Annotated in this window: 15 protein-coding genes; 9 read left to right on the forward strand and 6 right to left on the reverse strand. The window is 57.8% G+C overall.

Annotated features, from left to right (window positions below):
- Positions 1-42: 42 nt before the first annotated feature.
- The 3 genes from ACZCED_RS12105 to ACZCED_RS12115 form a co-directional block, all read right to left on the reverse strand.
- Positions 43-1,140: an AI-2E family transporter gene (locus tag ACZCED_RS12105; RefSeq protein WP_464860877.1), complete on the reverse strand. Its 1,098-nt coding sequence runs from the start codon at positions 1,138-1,140 to the stop codon at positions 43-45.
- 171 nt (positions 1,141-1,311) lie between these two features.
- The gene (locus tag ACZCED_RS12110; RefSeq protein ID WP_462971492.1) at positions 1,312-1,467 is read right to left on the reverse strand and encodes a hypothetical protein; all 156 of its coding nucleotides are present in this window, start codon (positions 1,465-1,467) and stop codon (positions 1,312-1,314) included.
- Between the two features lie 100 nt (positions 1,468-1,567).
- Positions 1,568-2,854 carry a thiolase family protein gene (locus tag ACZCED_RS12115; RefSeq protein WP_464860878.1) on the reverse strand — a complete coding sequence of 429 codons (1,287 nt, stop codon included), beginning with the start codon at positions 2,852-2,854 and terminating at the stop codon, positions 1,568-1,570.
- Between the two features lie 143 nt (positions 2,855-2,997).
- Between ACZCED_RS12115 and ACZCED_RS12120 the strand changes: the two genes are divergently transcribed.
- Positions 2,998-4,503 (forward strand): HEAT repeat domain-containing protein, encoded by a 1,506-nt coding sequence (locus ACZCED_RS12120; protein ID WP_464860879.1) that lies wholly within the window; start codon positions 2,998-3,000, stop codon positions 4,501-4,503.
- Positions 4,467-5,111, forward strand: coding sequence for a lysostaphin resistance A-like protein (locus ACZCED_RS12125; protein ID WP_464860880.1), 645 nt, complete (start codon positions 4,467-4,469; stop codon positions 5,109-5,111). The genes ACZCED_RS12120 and ACZCED_RS12125 overlap by 37 nt, the downstream gene beginning before the upstream one ends.
- Before the next feature lie 81 nt (positions 5,112-5,192).
- On the opposite strand, the gene ACZCED_RS12130 is transcribed toward ACZCED_RS12125, so the two are convergent.
- Positions 5,193-6,248 carry a cytochrome-c peroxidase gene (locus ACZCED_RS12130; RefSeq protein ID WP_462971496.1) on the reverse strand — a complete coding sequence of 352 codons (1,056 nt, stop codon included), beginning with the start codon at positions 6,246-6,248 and terminating at the stop codon, positions 5,193-5,195.
- A 455-nt stretch (positions 6,249-6,703) separates the two neighbouring features.
- On the opposite strand from ACZCED_RS12130, the gene ACZCED_RS12135 reads away from it, so the two are divergent.
- The 7 genes from ACZCED_RS12135 to ACZCED_RS12165 all read left to right on the forward strand — a co-directional run bounded on the left by ACZCED_RS12135 (position 6,704) and on the right by ACZCED_RS12165 (position 14,688).
- Positions 6,704-7,453 carry a hypothetical protein gene (locus ACZCED_RS12135; RefSeq protein WP_462971497.1) on the forward strand — a complete coding sequence of 250 codons (750 nt, stop codon included), beginning with the start codon at positions 6,704-6,706 and terminating at the stop codon, positions 7,451-7,453.
- Positions 7,454-7,523: 70 nt separating this feature from the next.
- The gene (locus ACZCED_RS12140) at positions 7,524-8,462 is read left to right on the forward strand and encodes a hypothetical protein (protein WP_464860881.1); all 939 of its coding nucleotides are present in this window, start codon (positions 7,524-7,526) and stop codon (positions 8,460-8,462) included.
- A 64-nt stretch (positions 8,463-8,526) separates the two neighbouring features.
- Complete coding sequence (locus tag ACZCED_RS12145) at positions 8,527-9,111, forward strand: IMPACT family protein (protein WP_462971499.1); 585 nt, start codon at positions 8,527-8,529, stop codon at positions 9,109-9,111.
- A 478-nt stretch (positions 9,112-9,589) separates the two neighbouring features.
- Entirely contained in the window at positions 9,590-10,363 is a 774-nt protein-coding gene (locus ACZCED_RS12150; RefSeq protein WP_462971500.1) for an IclR family transcriptional regulator, read from the forward strand.
- An 85-nt stretch (positions 10,364-10,448) separates the two neighbouring features.
- Positions 10,449-11,429, forward strand: coding sequence for a TAXI family TRAP transporter solute-binding subunit (locus tag ACZCED_RS12155; RefSeq protein WP_464860882.1), 981 nt, complete (start codon positions 10,449-10,451; stop codon positions 11,427-11,429).
- Positions 11,430-11,543: 114 nt separating this feature from the next.
- Complete coding sequence (locus tag ACZCED_RS12160; protein WP_462971502.1) at positions 11,544-13,439, forward strand: TRAP transporter permease; 1,896 nt, start codon at positions 11,544-11,546, stop codon at positions 13,437-13,439.
- Positions 13,440-13,476: 37 nt separating this feature from the next.
- Positions 13,477-14,688: a CaiB/BaiF CoA transferase family protein gene (locus ACZCED_RS12165; RefSeq protein WP_462971503.1), complete on the forward strand. Its 1,212-nt coding sequence runs from the start codon at positions 13,477-13,479 to the stop codon at positions 14,686-14,688.
- 470 nt (positions 14,689-15,158) lie between these two features.
- Here ACZCED_RS12165 and cobT read toward each other — a convergent pair whose 3' ends face one another.
- The gene (cobT, locus tag ACZCED_RS12170; RefSeq protein WP_464860883.1) at positions 15,159-16,220 is read right to left on the reverse strand and encodes a nicotinate-nucleotide--dimethylbenzimidazole phosphoribosyltransferase; all 1,062 of its coding nucleotides are present in this window, start codon (positions 16,218-16,220) and stop codon (positions 15,159-15,161) included.
- A 149-nt stretch (positions 16,221-16,369) separates the two neighbouring features.
- Positions 16,370-16,658, reverse strand: a 289-nt coding sequence (locus ACZCED_RS12175) for a phosphomethylpyrimidine synthase ThiC (RefSeq protein ID WP_464860884.1), incomplete at its 5' end; no start/stop codon positions are given.

Here is a 16,658-nt window from a genome sequence, read left to right on the forward strand (position 1 = left end):
TGCGCTGGCCATCCCGGGGACGGGCGAACCGTTGGTTCACCGTCACGGCCGGTCCGGTTTGGGTTGGGAGTGTTCGACAAATGTCTGGTAACTGGTGTGGTAAATATTGGTCAACGTGAGAAAGGCGGTGGCAATCAGCGGGCCATAGATGATCCCGAGGATGCCGAAGATCTTGAGGCCGCCGATAATGGACAGGAACACCACCAGGGTGTGCATCTGCACCCGCTTTCCCACCACTCTGGGCTTTAACAGATATTCGACGCCGCCCGACAGCAGCAGGTAAAAGACCAGGAAAAAAATGCTGGCACCGACGCGACCCTTTAAAAAGAGAAATATAACCGTGGGAATAAACACCGCCCCAATGCCGATAATCGGCAGAAACGCCAGCAGGGACATGATCACGCCCCACAGGAAGGCGGACTGAAGACCGAACAGCCAGAAGATGGCCCCTCCGGCGATGCCCTGAATGGCTCCGCACAGCCCGTTTCCCACGAGAATGGCGCCGGCCATGTCGTTGAATTTTCCGATGAGCTGGGCGTCCTGATCGTCGGGCAGGGGCGACAGGTCGATGAGAAACTGCACCAGCTTCGGCCCATCGATGAGCAGGAAAAAAATAACCAACAGCATAAGGAAGAAGCTGGCCAGAAAGGACAAGGTGTTAGTGGCGATGGATCGGGCCTGGTCGTAAAGAAACAGGCCGACTGCACGGCCGATGTCAGAGATGGTTTTGTTCAGTTCCTCCCCGGTGATGGCGATGTCAAAGCTGTCCAGCAACGGGTTGATCCGGTCCAGCAGGGCAATGTTGGTAAAATGGGTATTGATGAAGCTGGACAGGGCCGGGCTTTTGGCCAGCTGGATCAGTTCGAAAGCCTCCTGGGCCAGGACCCCCACGAAAAAAACGATGGGCACAAACAGGATGAAGAAAATCAGCAGGCAGGTTAACAGGGAGGCGACCCCCGGACGGATTTTTTCATTGGCGGTCAGCAACCGGTATACCGGATGAAACGCGCCGGCGACGACCGCGCCCAGAACGATGGTTGAAATGAACGGCGACAGAAGCCATCCCATCAACGACATTGAAATGAGAAAGCAGGCCAGAAAAAACCACAAGATCATATTTTGGGAGGTCCGATCCTCCATCGGTTTCTCCATCACTCGGCAGTGTTGTCACGATGCCGCAGGGCATAACGCAATCTGCGCAAACGCCTAGATAAAACGGGAAGAGGCATTTGCGCAGAATTTGATGTTGGATTCGTCAGATTCGGGTGGTGTATGATCAGCCGGAATCAGACAGGGAATTGGCGAAGCGGCTCACTTGCTGACAATAGCACCGACGACGAGGTATAGCAGTATCTCATAAACAGCCACCGGAATGTAGCTGCCGGCCACCCCATAGACGATCCCGCCGCCGATAATTGCAGGAACGCCACAAAATACGAGAATCCCCAATTTTCTGCTGATATCCATATTTTTCAATCTCCTGTCGCCGCCTTTGGCAAGGGCCTTGTCGCCTTCGTCAAAACCGAGCGATATTTACCAATAACAGTCGAAAAAGTAAAGAAAAAAATCACCTTTCAACGATCATCGCCATGCCCATGCCACCACCGATGCACATCGTGATCAACCCGGTGGAATAGCCTTTGCGTTTCATCTGGTTCATGCCGCTGACCATCTGCCGGGCGCCGGTGCAGCCGATGGGATGCCCAATGGAGATGCCGCTGCCCAGTTCGTTGGGTCGGTCGGCCTCGATTCCCAGTTCGCGCATGCATCCGATAGCCTGGGCGGCAAACGCCTCGTTGAGTTCGATCAGGTCAATGTCATCTAAGGTCATGCCCGTAGCGGCCAGCACTTTTTTCACCGCAGGTACCGGCCCCAGGCCCATGTAAGCCGGATCCAGCCCACCGGAGCGGAAGGCCTTGATCTTGACGATGGGTTCAAGGCCGAGTTCCTTGGCGTTTTCGGCACTCATCATCAGCACCGCCGCCGCGCCGTCATTGATGCCTGACGCATTGCCGGCCGTGACCGTGCCGTCTTTCTTGAATGCCGGGCGCAGCTTGGCCATTTTTTCCAGGCTGGTGTCCATGGGACGTTCGTCGGTGTCCACGATCGTATCCCCTTTGCGGGATTTGATGGTTACCGGAACGATTTCCTGGGCGAAGAGACCCTCGGTGATGGCGGCCCGGGCCCGGGTGTGGCTGAGCACACCCAATTCGTCCTGTTCCTGGCGGCTGATGTCATACAGGCTGGCAATATTCTCGGCAGTCACACCCATGTGGTAGCCATAGAAAATCTCATACAAGCCGTCGAACACCATCAGGTCGTAGATGTCACCGATACCGGTCAGTTCCATGCGGTGTCCCCAGCGGGCCTTGGGCAGGGCCATTGGCGCCAGGCTCATGTTCTCCATGCCGCCGGCCAGCACCACGTCGGACTCGCCGGTCATGATCGCCGACGCCCCCAGGGCGATGGCTTTCAGGCCGCTGCCACAGACCTTGTTGATCGAAAAAGCCGGGGTCTCCTTGGGAAGGCCGGCACGAATCATGGCCTGCCGGGCCGGGTTCTGCCCTTGAGCGGCCTGAAGAACGTTTCCCATGATGACTTCATCGATGGATACGGTCGGCATGTCGTCGGTCCAGTCCATGGCGCTCGTCTCCAGCTCGATGAGCCCCTGGTCGTTCAAGGCATCAGGTCCTGCCGCCTTTAAGGCGTCGCTGGACTGGGGCCGCAAACCGATATTTTTAAGGGTCTGTTTAATGACGGTAGCGCCCAGGTCCACCACCGGAACGGTCTTCAACGACCCGCCGAATGACCCCACTGCGGTTCTGGCACCACTGACAATGACGACTTCTCTCATTTCAATCTCCTCCTGTTGTTGATTCTTGGCAGTTCAGCTGATATGAACAAACAGGACTGCAGGTTGTCAATCATGAAGCGAAAGACTCCGATCCAAACGGTTTTGGTCAATACCACAAACTCCGCGAGGGTGTCCAACACGAAATGAAACGCCGTCTGTATGCCCCGGCCGTGCTTGTCGTCGGTCTGCTGAGCGCTCAGATCGTCGCCACCGCCCACGTCTACCTGTCCAATCTGGATCTGTTGCAGGCCACCGAGGCGGTGATGCGCAGCGGCTACCTGGCTGTCCCCAACGCCAGGGTGGCTGAGCAGCTCGATTCTCTGGCAACCGCCATGGCCGGTGGCCTGTTCTTCACCCTGAGCATCGGTGCCGGTCTCTCTCTGGCCACCCTGATCGGTGCCTGGCTGTGGGACCGGGTATTCCGGCGGCGGCGGACGGTACTTTTCTTCTACCTGCTGATATGGGCGGCCGGCATTGTCCTGGTCAACGACAACGGCTGGAACCTGGTCGCCTCCGCCTATCTCGTGGTGGTGCCCCTGATCACGGGTGTCGCCGCCATTGAGCTGCTGCCGGCCCGCACGACACTGGTTTCGCCTGCCGGTGTCTTCTGGCCGGTATCCGCCGCCATTATCCTGGCCCTGCTGTGGAGTCTGGTGCTCGACCGCCATATGTTCAGCAACATCCGCGACCATCTGCTGCTGGGGAACCGTACCGGCCAGTCCATCACCGACGCCTATTATGCCTACACCCTGTTCCCCGCCGAAGCGTTTAAATCCCTGGAGCAGAAACAACTTCGCACCTGTGTCCTCGGCAGCAGCTTGGACCGGGCCAGTTGGACCCGCCTCGAACGGACCGTCCGTGCCCACGACTACCTGCCCATCGCAGCCGGCAATCCGGCCGACCTGACCATCGGCCTGCACACGGACAAGAAACGGTTTTCTCTGGAAAACAACCGGCATGCCGTTCTGAACGTACCCGCGGATGACCTGCTGGCGAGTCCCGAAAAAGCCCTGGTCGTCTATTCCAACCGGCTTGACCGCAACCGTATGTTCAGGACCCTGACCCTGGCCTGCCTGCTGTTGGGATTGCCGCTGGTTCTATTCAGTTTTCTGTTCAGCATAATAGGCATCCTGCCCAATCTTTTTTTAACCGTGGCCGTTTCGGATGTGATCGCCGCCACATGTTGCATCGTGGTGGGGGGTATCCTGCTGGTACCCGTCTATCAGGGACATACCGCCACCGCTGAACCCGCCACCTCCTCCATGGCCTTCTCGGCACCTTCGCCGGCAAACCGCATCGCCGCACTCAGACTCGCCTGCGAGAATCAGCGGGACATCGCCGTGGAGGTGATAAAAAAGGGAATCGAAAATAGCCCTCACACCGCCGAACGCTATTGGCTGGCGCGCTGTCTGGCCTACACCCGGGATCCGGCGGCCCATGATATTCTGCTGACCCTGGCCGACGACCCGGCGCCCATCGTGGCCTGCCAGGCGTTGTGGGCCCTTGGAGAACGTAAAAACCAGGCCGCGGTGCCGGAGATCATCGACCGGATCAACGCCTCTTCCCACTGGTACGTGCAGATGTATGGCTACCGTGCCTTGAGGACACTGGGATGGGTCCAGCCCCGATCTCCACAGCTTTCTTACTAGCATCGCTGTTGGCCGTGGTTCTGCTGGAAACGGCAGCCGCCTATCTGGGTACCCGTATTCAGCTGCCCCGACTATGTCTGATCGCCGGCACCCGAACGCTGCAGACGATCGTGGTGACGGCTCTGGCCGTGGTCGACGGTGGCGGCCTCCAGGCACTCGGATTGGACCGGCGCACCCTGATGGACGGCTTCAGGAAAGGGCTGGTCTGGTCCGCCGGTTTTGCCGCTGCAGCCGGGCTGTTGTTTACGGGCCTGTTCATGACCGGTCACGATCCGTTCACGCTGGTCCGGTCACCGCTGCCGCCAGGAACATATCAACGGGTTCTGTTTTTTATCGTGGGGGGGGTCATTGCCCCGGTGGCCGAGGAGATCGTCTTCAGGGGCCTGGTCTTCGGCTACCTGCGCCGCTGGGGTGTGCCTGCGGCAGTACTGCTTTCCACCGCCCTGTTTGCCGCCCTTCACCTGCCGGCGATACCGATCACCCAGGTCGTGGGTGGGCTGGTTTTTGCCTTGGCCTACCATATGGGCAAAAGCCTGATGGTGCCCATCGTCATCCATGTGCTGGGCAACCTGGCGATTTTCACGCTTTCCCTGCCGTTGTTTCATTAGCGCCCGGCCTTGATGGAACAGCTGGGAGGTGTCACCCCCCAGCTGTTTTACACAATTGGTTAATTCGGCATTCCGAAAGGCTTAATAGCCGTCCGTTAGCGTATTCAAAAAGGCAATGAGAGCATTGATCTCGGATTCATTAAAATCCAGGCCGCCGACCATCTGGCTGACCGTCCCACTGACATCCGGCGTGAAACCGCTGCTGTCACTGATGAATGACACCATCTCGACAAGGGTGGGGAAAACGCCATTGTGGCCGTATGGCGCCGTGAGGGCGATGTTCCGCAAGGTCGGAATCTTGAACTTGCCGTACTGGCTTTCATCGTTGAGATCCCCGCCCAATCCCAGGTCAGGCGAAGGAACCGCGGGATTGGCGGGTAAGCCGATGTTGGCGTAACCATAGGTGGTAAACAGGGCTTCCGGTTCTTCCCCTTGGACCCAGGTGGCATGGCAGCTTGAACAATGGGTCTCGAAAAGTTCCCAACCCGCAATCTCTTCATTGGTGAACTGATCAACGGCCTTATCAAATTTGGAGGAAAATGCAGTAACCTGTCTGGAGCGTTCGTAGGCCGCGACTGCCCTTCCGAAATTGTCATAGGCATCATCGGTGTTGGTAATGGGACCGAAGACCTTGATCCACAGATCATAATATGCCGCGGCCTTGATCACCCTGATGACGGCCGGCTTGTTTTTCAAGGCCATTTCCACCGGGTTCAACGGCGGTCCCTGGGCCTGCTCGGCCAGGGGGTCGCCCAGGGTATCGCCCGTCGCCCGACCGTCCCAGAACATGCCGCCAAACCAATCCCCGTTTGCCTCCTGGTACCGAATGGGACTGTAACCGGCGTAGGCCGAAGTCGGTGCATTGCGACCGCCCAGGCTCACGCCATCCGAACCGACCGAAACCACATTCACATAGGGATCCAAATGATTCTTGGGATCGGCGAACCCGGCCAGCGGGTGGTGGCAGGTCTGGCAGGACTGGTTCTGATAAAGCGACAGGTTCTTGTCCTTGTACAGGTGCATGCCCAGTCTTTCCAAATCCGTTGCCACCGGAGACAGGCCGGCCGCCGTCAACAAAAGGGCACTTCCGAAAATTAAAAAAACTGCCAAACCGGCGATCTTAAACTGCTTTTTCATTGTTTTCCTCCGCCCTTAAAAGTTGGTTTCCACGAAATCCGATGCCTTCAAAATTGACCGGTCCTCACCTCCTTTCCCGCACCTGGCACCCCATCCAGCTTGGAGACAGTGGCGGCCATCTAAAAGATAGAAGGATTTATCCGGCGACAAATGAGAGAAGGGAAAGACGAATCCGTCAGTTTGGGGGGCTTTGACTTCCCTCCCCCATAATCAGCTCAGCGCTGCAGGCAGTCCAAAATGGGTTGTCGTTTCTGTTATAACGCTCGAACAAGGGGAAGGTTACGATTGGCGTTCGAGTTATTCATGCCTTGACAGTTTCCGGCGAGTTTAATAGATTTGAACCTCGCAACCGGAAATTTTCGTTTTTCAGGGCAAGCCATTGCCGCCCAAACGAATGTAAAATATGGACTCTGACCGACCCGTGAGTCCCGACCCGTATCATTCAGTGAATCCACATGAGCGCCGATAAGAAAGACAATCAAAGCGGACTGGCGACCCTGTTCGACGGGGTCGAATTGAAGAGCTTTTTCATCAACTATCTCTGGTTCATCATTGCCGTGGAGATCGTGATCTTCCTGGTGAGCTTCCTGGGAAACCTCGGCCCGGACAAGGGCCCCTTTCCGTGGAAGTTTTACTTTTATGTCTCCTTCGTCACCCCGGTGGCCATCACCTTCCTGCTGGGTGTCTTCATCCTGGCCTTCAACCAGTTCATCTTCGGCAACGTTCCGGCCGCCGGAGAAGAAGGCGGCCCAGGCGCGGAATCGGATGACAGCCGGTCCAAGCTCTTCAAGTTCAACCTCTTTCTCACCCACATGAAAAAGGTGCCTTTTCTACCGATGCTGTTTGCCATCGTGGCCTGCACGGTGCTGTTTTACAAGCTGGATGCCATCTTTCTCTTCATTTTCAACGCCGGAGAGAAAATGGTCACCTACAGCCTCATTGCCTGCGGTGTCCTGCTGGTGGCCGGCGTGATTTTCGGCATCGCCTGGATCGTCAGCAACTATAAGCTCAGCAAGCGGCACATGGAACACGAGTACCGCTACCGCAACGACGTGATGGAAAAGCTCGGTTTTCTGATCATGGAAGACGATACGGTGATCGACAAGAATGGCAAACTGATCCGGCAGAAGCAGTTGCTTCTGCCCGAATCCCAGAAGCCGTCCGAAGAGCGGGAAACCCTGAAAATCCTGCCGCCATCCAAATGAAATAACGGAAAAAAACAGCAGCCGGCCAACCGACCCCATCCCGTGGCCCGGGGATTCGATACGCGCGCCCATGCCCTCAACCCGTCCAGACCGCCAACCCAGCCGCCGCGCGGCCGCCAATGAAAACGGGTTCATGGTGAACCCGTTGGCCGCCACCATCTTTTTCGGTCTGGTCCTGACGATCGTGGTCTATTCGGTCCTGGATATGACCGGCACCATGATACGGCTGGGGCCATTTGGCCTGGTGTTGCCCCTCCTGCTCATTGTCTGGCTGATGGTCGGTATATACAGGCTCGTGAAACGGCTCAAGCGGCGTGCGCTGAGCATCCGAATCAAAGGGCCGCTGTTCATGCGGTCGCTGATGAATGACTGCATCGAGCGGACCTGCGGCTTATTGGAAAAGCAGCTCAACTCCCCGGCAATCTCCTCCTCGATGATATTCAACACCATTCTGCTGGACAAGGTGCTGGACATCTGCGCCCGGGACTGCCTGCGTTTTTCGGATGTCCGCAGGCAGATTGAAGGCAGCCGGCTGAAAGGCTCGGGTGATCTGGTACTCGCCCGCTTTTTCCAGACATCCGTGGAATACCGCAAACAGGCCCTGCCGGGAGAAATCCGCCAGGTGGCGGACACGGTGTCGCGAAGCCGACCGGATCTTAAAGATCTGTTGGAACGGTTGAAGGACGCCCATCACACCCTTTGTACGGGCAGCGGGAATCTCCTGGCGCTGTTGCCGCCGGATGCGAAAAGGGTCGAGAAGATCCGCGCCACCTACCGCTACCGCCCACCCACCATCGAACGCGCCCAGCGCATGGTGTTTGCCCTGGAAGCCATGGCCTACCTGAAGGCCACCCGCCACGAAAACGTCAACCCCATGGACCGCCGGCGCTATGACGCGGTGGCCGACCGGGTGATCCCCAAACTGGCCGATGCCCTGAAGGGTTACAAGCAGGCCTGGCAGGATCTGGCGGATGCCTACGAAAAACCCGGAAAGGGAAGGTCTCATTGAGGTTTGTGAATGATCGACCAGATTCGTTCTGCACTGCCAACCGGGATGATGGGTGCAGCCGCTGATGTTCTTTCTAACAAAACCGGCGGTCTACGAGGAGGAAATCAAAAAAAGCCGCTTCATCGCCCGCGCCGCCAGCGTGTCCACCCCTGCCGAGGCCTTGGCGTTTTTAGAACGGATCAGGCAGGCTCGTGCCACCCACCACTGCTGGGCCTACAAAATCGGTCCCGAATACCGCTTCTCGGATGACGGTGAACCGGGCGGGACCGCCGGCAGGCCGATACTGAATGCCATCGAACAACAAGCGGTCGACGGCGTGATGATGGTGGTCATTCGCTATTACGGTGGCGTCAAGTTGGGTGCCGGCGGGTTGGCGCGGGCTTACGGTGGGTGTGCCGCCAAATGCCTGCAGGGGTCGAAGTTGGAGCGGGTCGTGCCGACGGCCGAGATCCTGTTGCGCGTCGGGTTCGATCACATCGGCACCCTTTATGCGACGCTCGACCGGTTCGGTGCTGAAAAACTTGAAGAAGAATATACGGTGACCGGCCTTGAAGTGAGACTGAAAGTCAACCGCACCGATTGTCAGGCGTTGGTTACGGCGCTGACCGATGCCAGTTCCGGAGGCATCCATATGCTGTCTGGATACTGATAAATGGCATCATCGGCGATTGTCTATGTCTATGCAAAATCGTGTATGCCCACGATGTTGTTTTCGTCTATTTGTTCGTGTCCTGCTGGATGATAACCGCCAGACACCGGTTTGTTCGATATGACGACAGGTACTCGGTGATGCATGGTCAATTGTATTCGTCAAAGACGAATGTCCTTCCGATCTGATTTGGCAAGCGGTTTGACACCTGCAATTCGATCCTCCTGAATATTTATTAAAATTCCCTAATACGCACATCTTTACGAAAACTGACAGAAGACCTTCACTGAAAGCCGATTTTATTTAAAACGGCCCTTTTGCCGGTGCCTTTTCCCGCAGGCCCGACCGTCAGTACACGCCAGTTAATAAATTTCATTTATTTTACTTGACGAGTTCATTTCTGGCTGTTATCAAATTCCACATAACAGAATAAATATAGATATTTATTCCGCATTGCGGAATTTATTGGATGGACAACATGCCCGACAAAGACCACATCAAGTCCGTTGAAAAGTGTTTCGTCATCCTCGATTGCCTGCACAGCCGCGGTCACCTGATGACGCTGGAAGAGATCACCCATGCCACCGGCTACAAGAAAACCACTTGTTTCCGCCTGCTCAAGACCTTGCGCACCCTTGGCATCGTTGAATTGTCCCCCGCGACCAAGAAATATCAATTCGGTCCACGATTGGCCGCAATCGGTTTGGCGGCCCTGAAAAGCATGAATCTCAGGAATGCCGCGCTGCCGATTCTTCAGCAACTGCGGGATGAGACCGGAGAGACAGTCAACCTCACGATTCTCAGCGGCTCCGAAATCCTTTATGTCGAACGGATCATGTCCGACTACCTGGTCAATGTGAACGTCAATATCGGGGACCGGCTGCCGGTTCATTGCGCCAGCATGGGCAAGGTCATCCTGGCGTACCTTCCTGACAATCGATTGGAAAAAATTCTCTCGTCGATATCCTTCGTCAAAAAAACCGACAACACCATCGTGTCCCGGCCCGCACTGGAAAAAGAACTCGAACAGATTCGAACCCACGGGTATGCCATCAACGACGAGGAACTCGAAAAGGGGCTCCGGGCGGTGGCCGCCCCGATTTTCAGCTACACCGGGGAAGCGTTCGCCGCGACCAACATCGCCTGGACAACGGCCAGACACCCGGAGCGCCATACATTTTCGGAATACGCCACCAAAATCGTCGCCGCGGCGGGACAAATTTCGCGCCTGATGGGCTACGCGCCCAAATAGTGCACCGTACACCCAACCCACCTGGCGCTCTGGACAGATGAAGGGCTTCATTACCTGTCAACAACCAATCAAGGAGGGGCGAAGCATGAAAAGACAATCGAAGTTATCGTATGGAGTGTTTATGGTGGTTTTCATCGGCATCCTGGCGGTGACGAGTCCGTCGACGGCTGCACAGAAGATGCTGATTGGCTCGACCTCGGCCTCGTCGAGCCACTACGGCTATTTTGTCGCCGTCTCACAGGTCATCAACGAGAAGGTCTCCGGTCTGGACACATCGGTGGTGGAAACCGGAGCGACCGTGGACAACCTGCGCCGTTTCGCCCGCAAGCAGATCGATCTGGGCCTGGTCACGACCAACGTGCTTTCCCAGGCCTATTTCGGCAAGCAGGACTTCAAGGATCGGCCGGTGAAATCCAAGCTGCTGTGGGTTTATGTGATCGCCCCCCAGAACGCCATCGTCCGCAAGGATGCCGGCATCACCGATTTTGCCGGGCTCAACGGCCAGCGCTACAATCCGGGGCTCAAGGGATCGGCGACGGAAAAGACCACCGAGGCGGTCTTTGACGTGCTCGGCATCAAGCCGGACTACGTCAGGGGATCCACCACCGACATCGTCACGGCGGTGAAGGACAACCACATCAAAGGCTACGTCAAATCCGGTGCGGGCCTGAAAATCGATGCGTCCTCCCGGGACATTTCAACCTTCACACCCATCGATATCCTTTCCCTGAGCAAGGATCAGGCCAGTCGGATTCAATCGGAACTGCCCGAAGTCTCCATCGTGGATGTGCCTGCCGGCGCGGGACCCGGGATTGGTGACTTTACGACCTGGGGCTTTGCCGTTGCCTGCAGCGCCAGCCTCGAACTGGATGAAGCGACCGCCTACCAAATCGTCAAGGCCATCTGCGAAGACAAAACCGTCCAGGCCAGCGCCATGGCCAGCGTGAAAGGTGCGGATTTCGTGGAAATGACCCTCAAATACGCCACGTCGCCGCTCCATCCGGGAACCGTCAAATACTTCAAGGAAATCGGAGCCAGCATTCCGGACCGGCTGATCGAAAAATAGACCGGCCTGCCGCGGGTCGTTAGAACGCGAGCCAGCGAGGGAGGAGGCGCCAATGGACCTCCCTCGCTGGATGCCCATTCACATCCCTATACCCCATCCAATCGGGAGCTTCCGATGCATGCCGGCAACCTGGACAACCTGAGGCAACGAGGCATCACGCTGCTGTCTGCCGTACTGAGCCTGTTCATTCTCTACACCTGTGCGACCGGCCCCTTCGAAAGCATCATCCAGCGGGCCATCTTCCTGGCGATCCTGATCGGCCTGGGCGTGCTCTACTACCCGCTCTGGGAAGGAAAGAAGCTGCGGCCGCTGGGTATGGTCATCGACGCGGGTATGGTCCTCATGTCGCTGACCGCCTGCATCTATGTCATTGTCAACTACGACATGATCATGACCACGCTGCCCATGGCCAAACACCGGGACATCGTCATGAGCGCCGCCCTGTCGCTGGTGATTCTCGAAATCGCCCGGCGGGCCATCGGCTATGTTTTCCCGACCATCGTTGTCCTCGTTTTGGCCTATGCCCTGTTGGGTGAATTCGTTCCCGGTCGACTGGGCCACCGTGGCTTCGACATCTATTTCGTCACCGAAACCCTGTTTCTGGGTGACCTGGGGGTGTGGGGCATGCTCATGGGGGTCGCCGCCACCATCATCGCTGCATTCACCCTGTTCGGCGGCATCCTGCTCAATACCGGCGGCGGCCAGACCTTCATCGACCTGGCCATGCGCCTGGGCGGTCGCGCTCCGGGCGGCGGCGCCAAGATCGCCACCATCGCCTCCGGCCTTTTCGGCATGGTCAGCGGCAGCGCCGTGGCCAATGTGGCGACCACGGGCAACTTCACCATCCCGCTGATGAAGCGACTGGGATACCCCCCACCCATGGCCGCCGGCACCGAAGCGGTCGCCTCCACCGGCGGCCAGCTTGCCCCGCCGATCATGGGGGCAGCGGCCTTTATCATGGCCGAAATCATCGGCGTGGAGTACGTCACCATCATTCTGGCTGCATCCCTGCCGGCGTTCATGTTCTATCTGGGCGTCTTCATGACCATCGATGTCATGGCCAAGGAGCGCGACCTGGGCAGCCTGCCCGACGCCGAGGTGCCACCCTGGAAGGAAATTCTCTACTGGCGGCGACTGACGCCGGTAGTGGTCGCCCTTAGCGCGCTTTTTGTCGGCATCTTCCGGGGCAATGCGATCCAGACCGCTGCCTTCTATGGCATGGCCGCCGCCCTGATCGCCTTTCCGCTCACGCGCATCACCTCCCTTTCTGACCTGCGTCCGGCGGTGGATCAGATCACCAAGGCGTTCAAGGATTCATCCAGGGGACTGCTGATCATCGGCATTCTGCTGGCGGGCGCCCAGATCATGGTGGCCATGATAAACATGACCGGCCTGGGCATCACCCTCTCCTCGCTGATCGTCAGTCTGGGCGGCGACCGGATTTTCCTGGTGGCCTTCATCGTGGCCGTTGTCTGCATGATCATGGGAATGGGCATCCCCACGACCGCCGCCTACGTCCTGGTGGCGGCCGTGCTGGCCCCGGCCATGATCAAAATGGGCATCGCCCCGATCGTCGCCCACCTTTTCGTCTTCTATTATGCAACGCTGTCGGTCATCACGCCGCCGGTGTGCATCGCGGTCTTCGTCGGATCGGGAATTGCGGAAACGGAGTGGACCAAAACGGCCAAGTATGCCCTGTCGTTCGGGGCGGTCACCTATGTGATCCCGTTCTTGTTCATCATCTACCCCGGCATGCTGGCCCAGGCCGGGGTGGAAGGGTTCTTACGGGCGGCCTTCTCCGGTATCCTGTTCGTCCTGGCCTTTGCCAATCTCTTCGGCGGACTGAGAGTAACCGGGAATCGAGTTCTCGACAAATTGCTCTGCCTGGTGGTCGCCGTGCTGGCGGTGCTGCCGGGGCTGTGGACCTCGGTGGTCGCCCTCTTGATGACAGTCGGTTTGTACGGTAGAAGAAGACAGCTGAAGGCGAAAAGACTGAGGCTGACGGCATGAACGCGACATTATCAATCCTGCTTCCACCGGAGGTGGTATGGTTAAAATCAAGGGGCATAAGGGAGCGCTTAGCGGCATTCGCGTGCTCGATCTGACGCGTGTACTGGCCGGCCCGTTCTGTACGATGCTACTGGGCGACATGGGTGCCGAGATCATCAAGATCGAGACGCCCGGCCACGGTGACGACTCCAGGCGCTACCCGCCGTTTATCGGTGAAGAGAGCGCCTATTTCATGAACCTCAACCGCAACAAGAAGAGCCTGGTGCTCAATCTCAAGCATCCGCAGGCAAAGGAGATCTTCCTCAATCTGGTCGAGAAATCGGACGTGATTCTGGAGAACTTTCGCCCCGGCACCATGGAGAAGCTGGGCGTCGGTTATGCGACGATCAAGGCCCGCAATCCCGACATCGTCTATGCGTGCATTTCCGGATTCGGCCACTCCGGCCCCTACAAGGACCTTCCCGGCTATGACATCATCGGTCAGGCCATGGGCGGCATCATGAGCATTACCGGCTGGCCGGACAGCCCGCCGACCAGAACCGGAACGGCTATTGCCGATGTGCTGGCCGGACTGAACGCCTGCGTCGGGATCCTGGCAGGCCTGCTCGCCGTCAGCAACGGCTCGGCCGGTCAAAAAGTCGATATCGCCCTGGTCGATTCGGTGGTCTCGGCCATGGAGACCATCATTCAAATCTATTTGGTCGAAAACCGAATACCCCAGCGAACCGGCAACCGCTACGAGTTCATCTACCCCTACGACACCTTCAAGGCCACCGACGGGTGGGTTATCATCGCCGTGGGCAACAACAAACTATGGGAAGTATTCTGCAACGCCGTGAACCGGCCGGAGCTGCTGGATGACCCCGACTACCGGGACAACTACGACCGTGTCAAGGCGCACGAGGAAGTCAAGCGGATCGTCGAGGAATGGTCGCAGGATAAAACGGTCAAGGACATCGTCGACTTCATGCTTTCCAAGAAGATTCCCTGCGCCCCCATTTACTCGGTTAAGGATGTCGTCGAAGACGAGCACATTGCCGGTGCAAGAAGAATGATCCGTGAGATGGATCACCCGGCTGCCGGCACGGTCAAGGTGATCGGGTCGCCGATCAACATGTCCGAAACCCCTGCCGAAGTGACGTCGCCGGCACCCCTGCTCGGACAGCATTCCGCGGAAGTGCTCAGGGCTATACTGAACATGACTCAGGAAGAGGTTGAATCCCTAAAAAGGGAAAAAGCTATCGATTGACAAATGACCAACGAAAACAGGTCGCGTGAATGTTATATCGCTATCCATCGTTGTAGCAGATGTACAGCATATCGAAATCAACCCCTTCTACTCGCATCGGACAACTGGGATGTGAATAAAAAGGCTTTTTTGATACCCAAAGGGGCCCGCTTCACGTGGTCGACAGCTCAGGCTTATAAATGTGTACCTGCTGAAAATAAGGGTGACCGAACCTTGGAATATGCCTGTCATTATCTTTACTGACAGTTCTGCCTGTAACGGCAGTGCTGCGCAGCACCGTAGGGATAAGAAGTCAATTTTCAGTTCGCTCGCGAACCCCGCCGCAAACGACGGGGAATGCGCCCGCTATCGCGGTTCAATCTGATCTTTAATCACCGACCCAAAGTGCCCCATTCTGCTTTCACGGGATCGTCAAGGGGATGCTTTGAAACCGGTAAACCCTTACTCTGAGATCGCTTTTCAGTCATGCTCTACCGCTGGGCATCCACAATGGCCACTTCCTCGAAGGTTTTGATGTCGCACAGCACCCGCGTGGCGGCATCCAGCAGTTCCATGGCCACGGCCGCCCCCGTTCCCTCGCCCAGCCGGAATTGGAGGTCCAGCAGGGGTTCGACACCCAGGCGTTCGTGCATGAACCGGTGGCCCACCTCAACGCTGCGGTGGCTGGCAAACAGGTAGGCCTTGGCTGCCGGTGCCAGTTCGCAGGCGATCAGGGCGCCGGCGGAGGAGAAGAAGCCGTCGCTGACCACCGGGATACCGGCAGCCGCGGCCCCGATGACCAGGCCGGCGAGCCCGCCGATCTCGAAGCCGCCCACCTTGGCCAGCACGTCCAGCGGATCCTTTGGATCCGGCCGGTGCAGGGCCAGAGCCTGTTCGATGACCCGGATCTTGTTGGCCAAGGCGGCGTCTCCGATGCCCGTCCCCCTGCCGGTAAGCTTATCCACGGCAATGCCGGAGAAGGCGGCGATGACAGCGGACGACGGCGTGGTATTGCCGATACCCATGTCGCCGGTGCCCAGCATGTCCACCGGCCCATCGGCCAGCAGTTCGTTGACGATCTCGATTCCGGCCTCCACACTCCTGACCGCATCCTGGCGGTCCATGGCCGGCACCCGGGCAAAGTTGGCGGTGCCCTTGCCCACCTTCTTGTGAAAGATGGGCAGGTCCGGGTCGAAATCGAAATTGACGCCCAGGTCGGCCACCTTCACCGTGGCCCCGGCGTGCTTGGCCAGCACGTTGATCGACGCCCCCTGGCCCACGAAGTTGAAGACCATCTGGGCCGTGACCTCCTGGGGAAACAGGCTCACCCCTTCATCGGTGACGCCGTGGTCCCCGGCGCAGGTGACGATGACCTTGTTATCCAGGCGGACGTCCAGGGTGCCGAATATGGCCGCCAGGCGGGCCGACGTCGGTTCCAGCATGCCCAGGCTGCCGGCGGGGCGGGCCTGGTTGGCCAGGCGTTCATTGGCCTGCGCCAAGACCTCTACGTTCAATGGTTGAATGGCTGCAATGCTTCTCTTTAATAACTCCATAGAATCTCCTTTTTAACGTGTTGCGTGAAGTGGTAGATTTTGGTTCAGGTCAAGGCCGCAGGGAGATTGGGACCGCAGGCGTTGCAACGAACGCTACGCCGAGGATCCCAAGCTCCTGAGAACGAAGACCTGGGCCAGAAGATGCCGCCTCACGAAGAACATTTGTCTCCGGCGATATCCTGGCTAAATACTTCCATGCCCTTCTTCATGGCACAGAAATCACCGCACATGGTGCAGGTTTCCGATTGCTCCGGCCGGCGGCTCTCCCGAATGGACCTGGCCACCTCCGGGAAAAGCAGCAGCTCCTGAAGATCGTCCCAACGCATGTCCCGGCGGGCCATGGCAGCCTCTCTGTCTCGGTCCCGCCGTTCGGGGTATTTGCTCAGATCGCCGATGTGGACGGCCAGGCGGGTGACCCTCACCCCTTCTCTCACATCG

The organism is Desulfosarcina sp. (assembly GCF_055467485.1).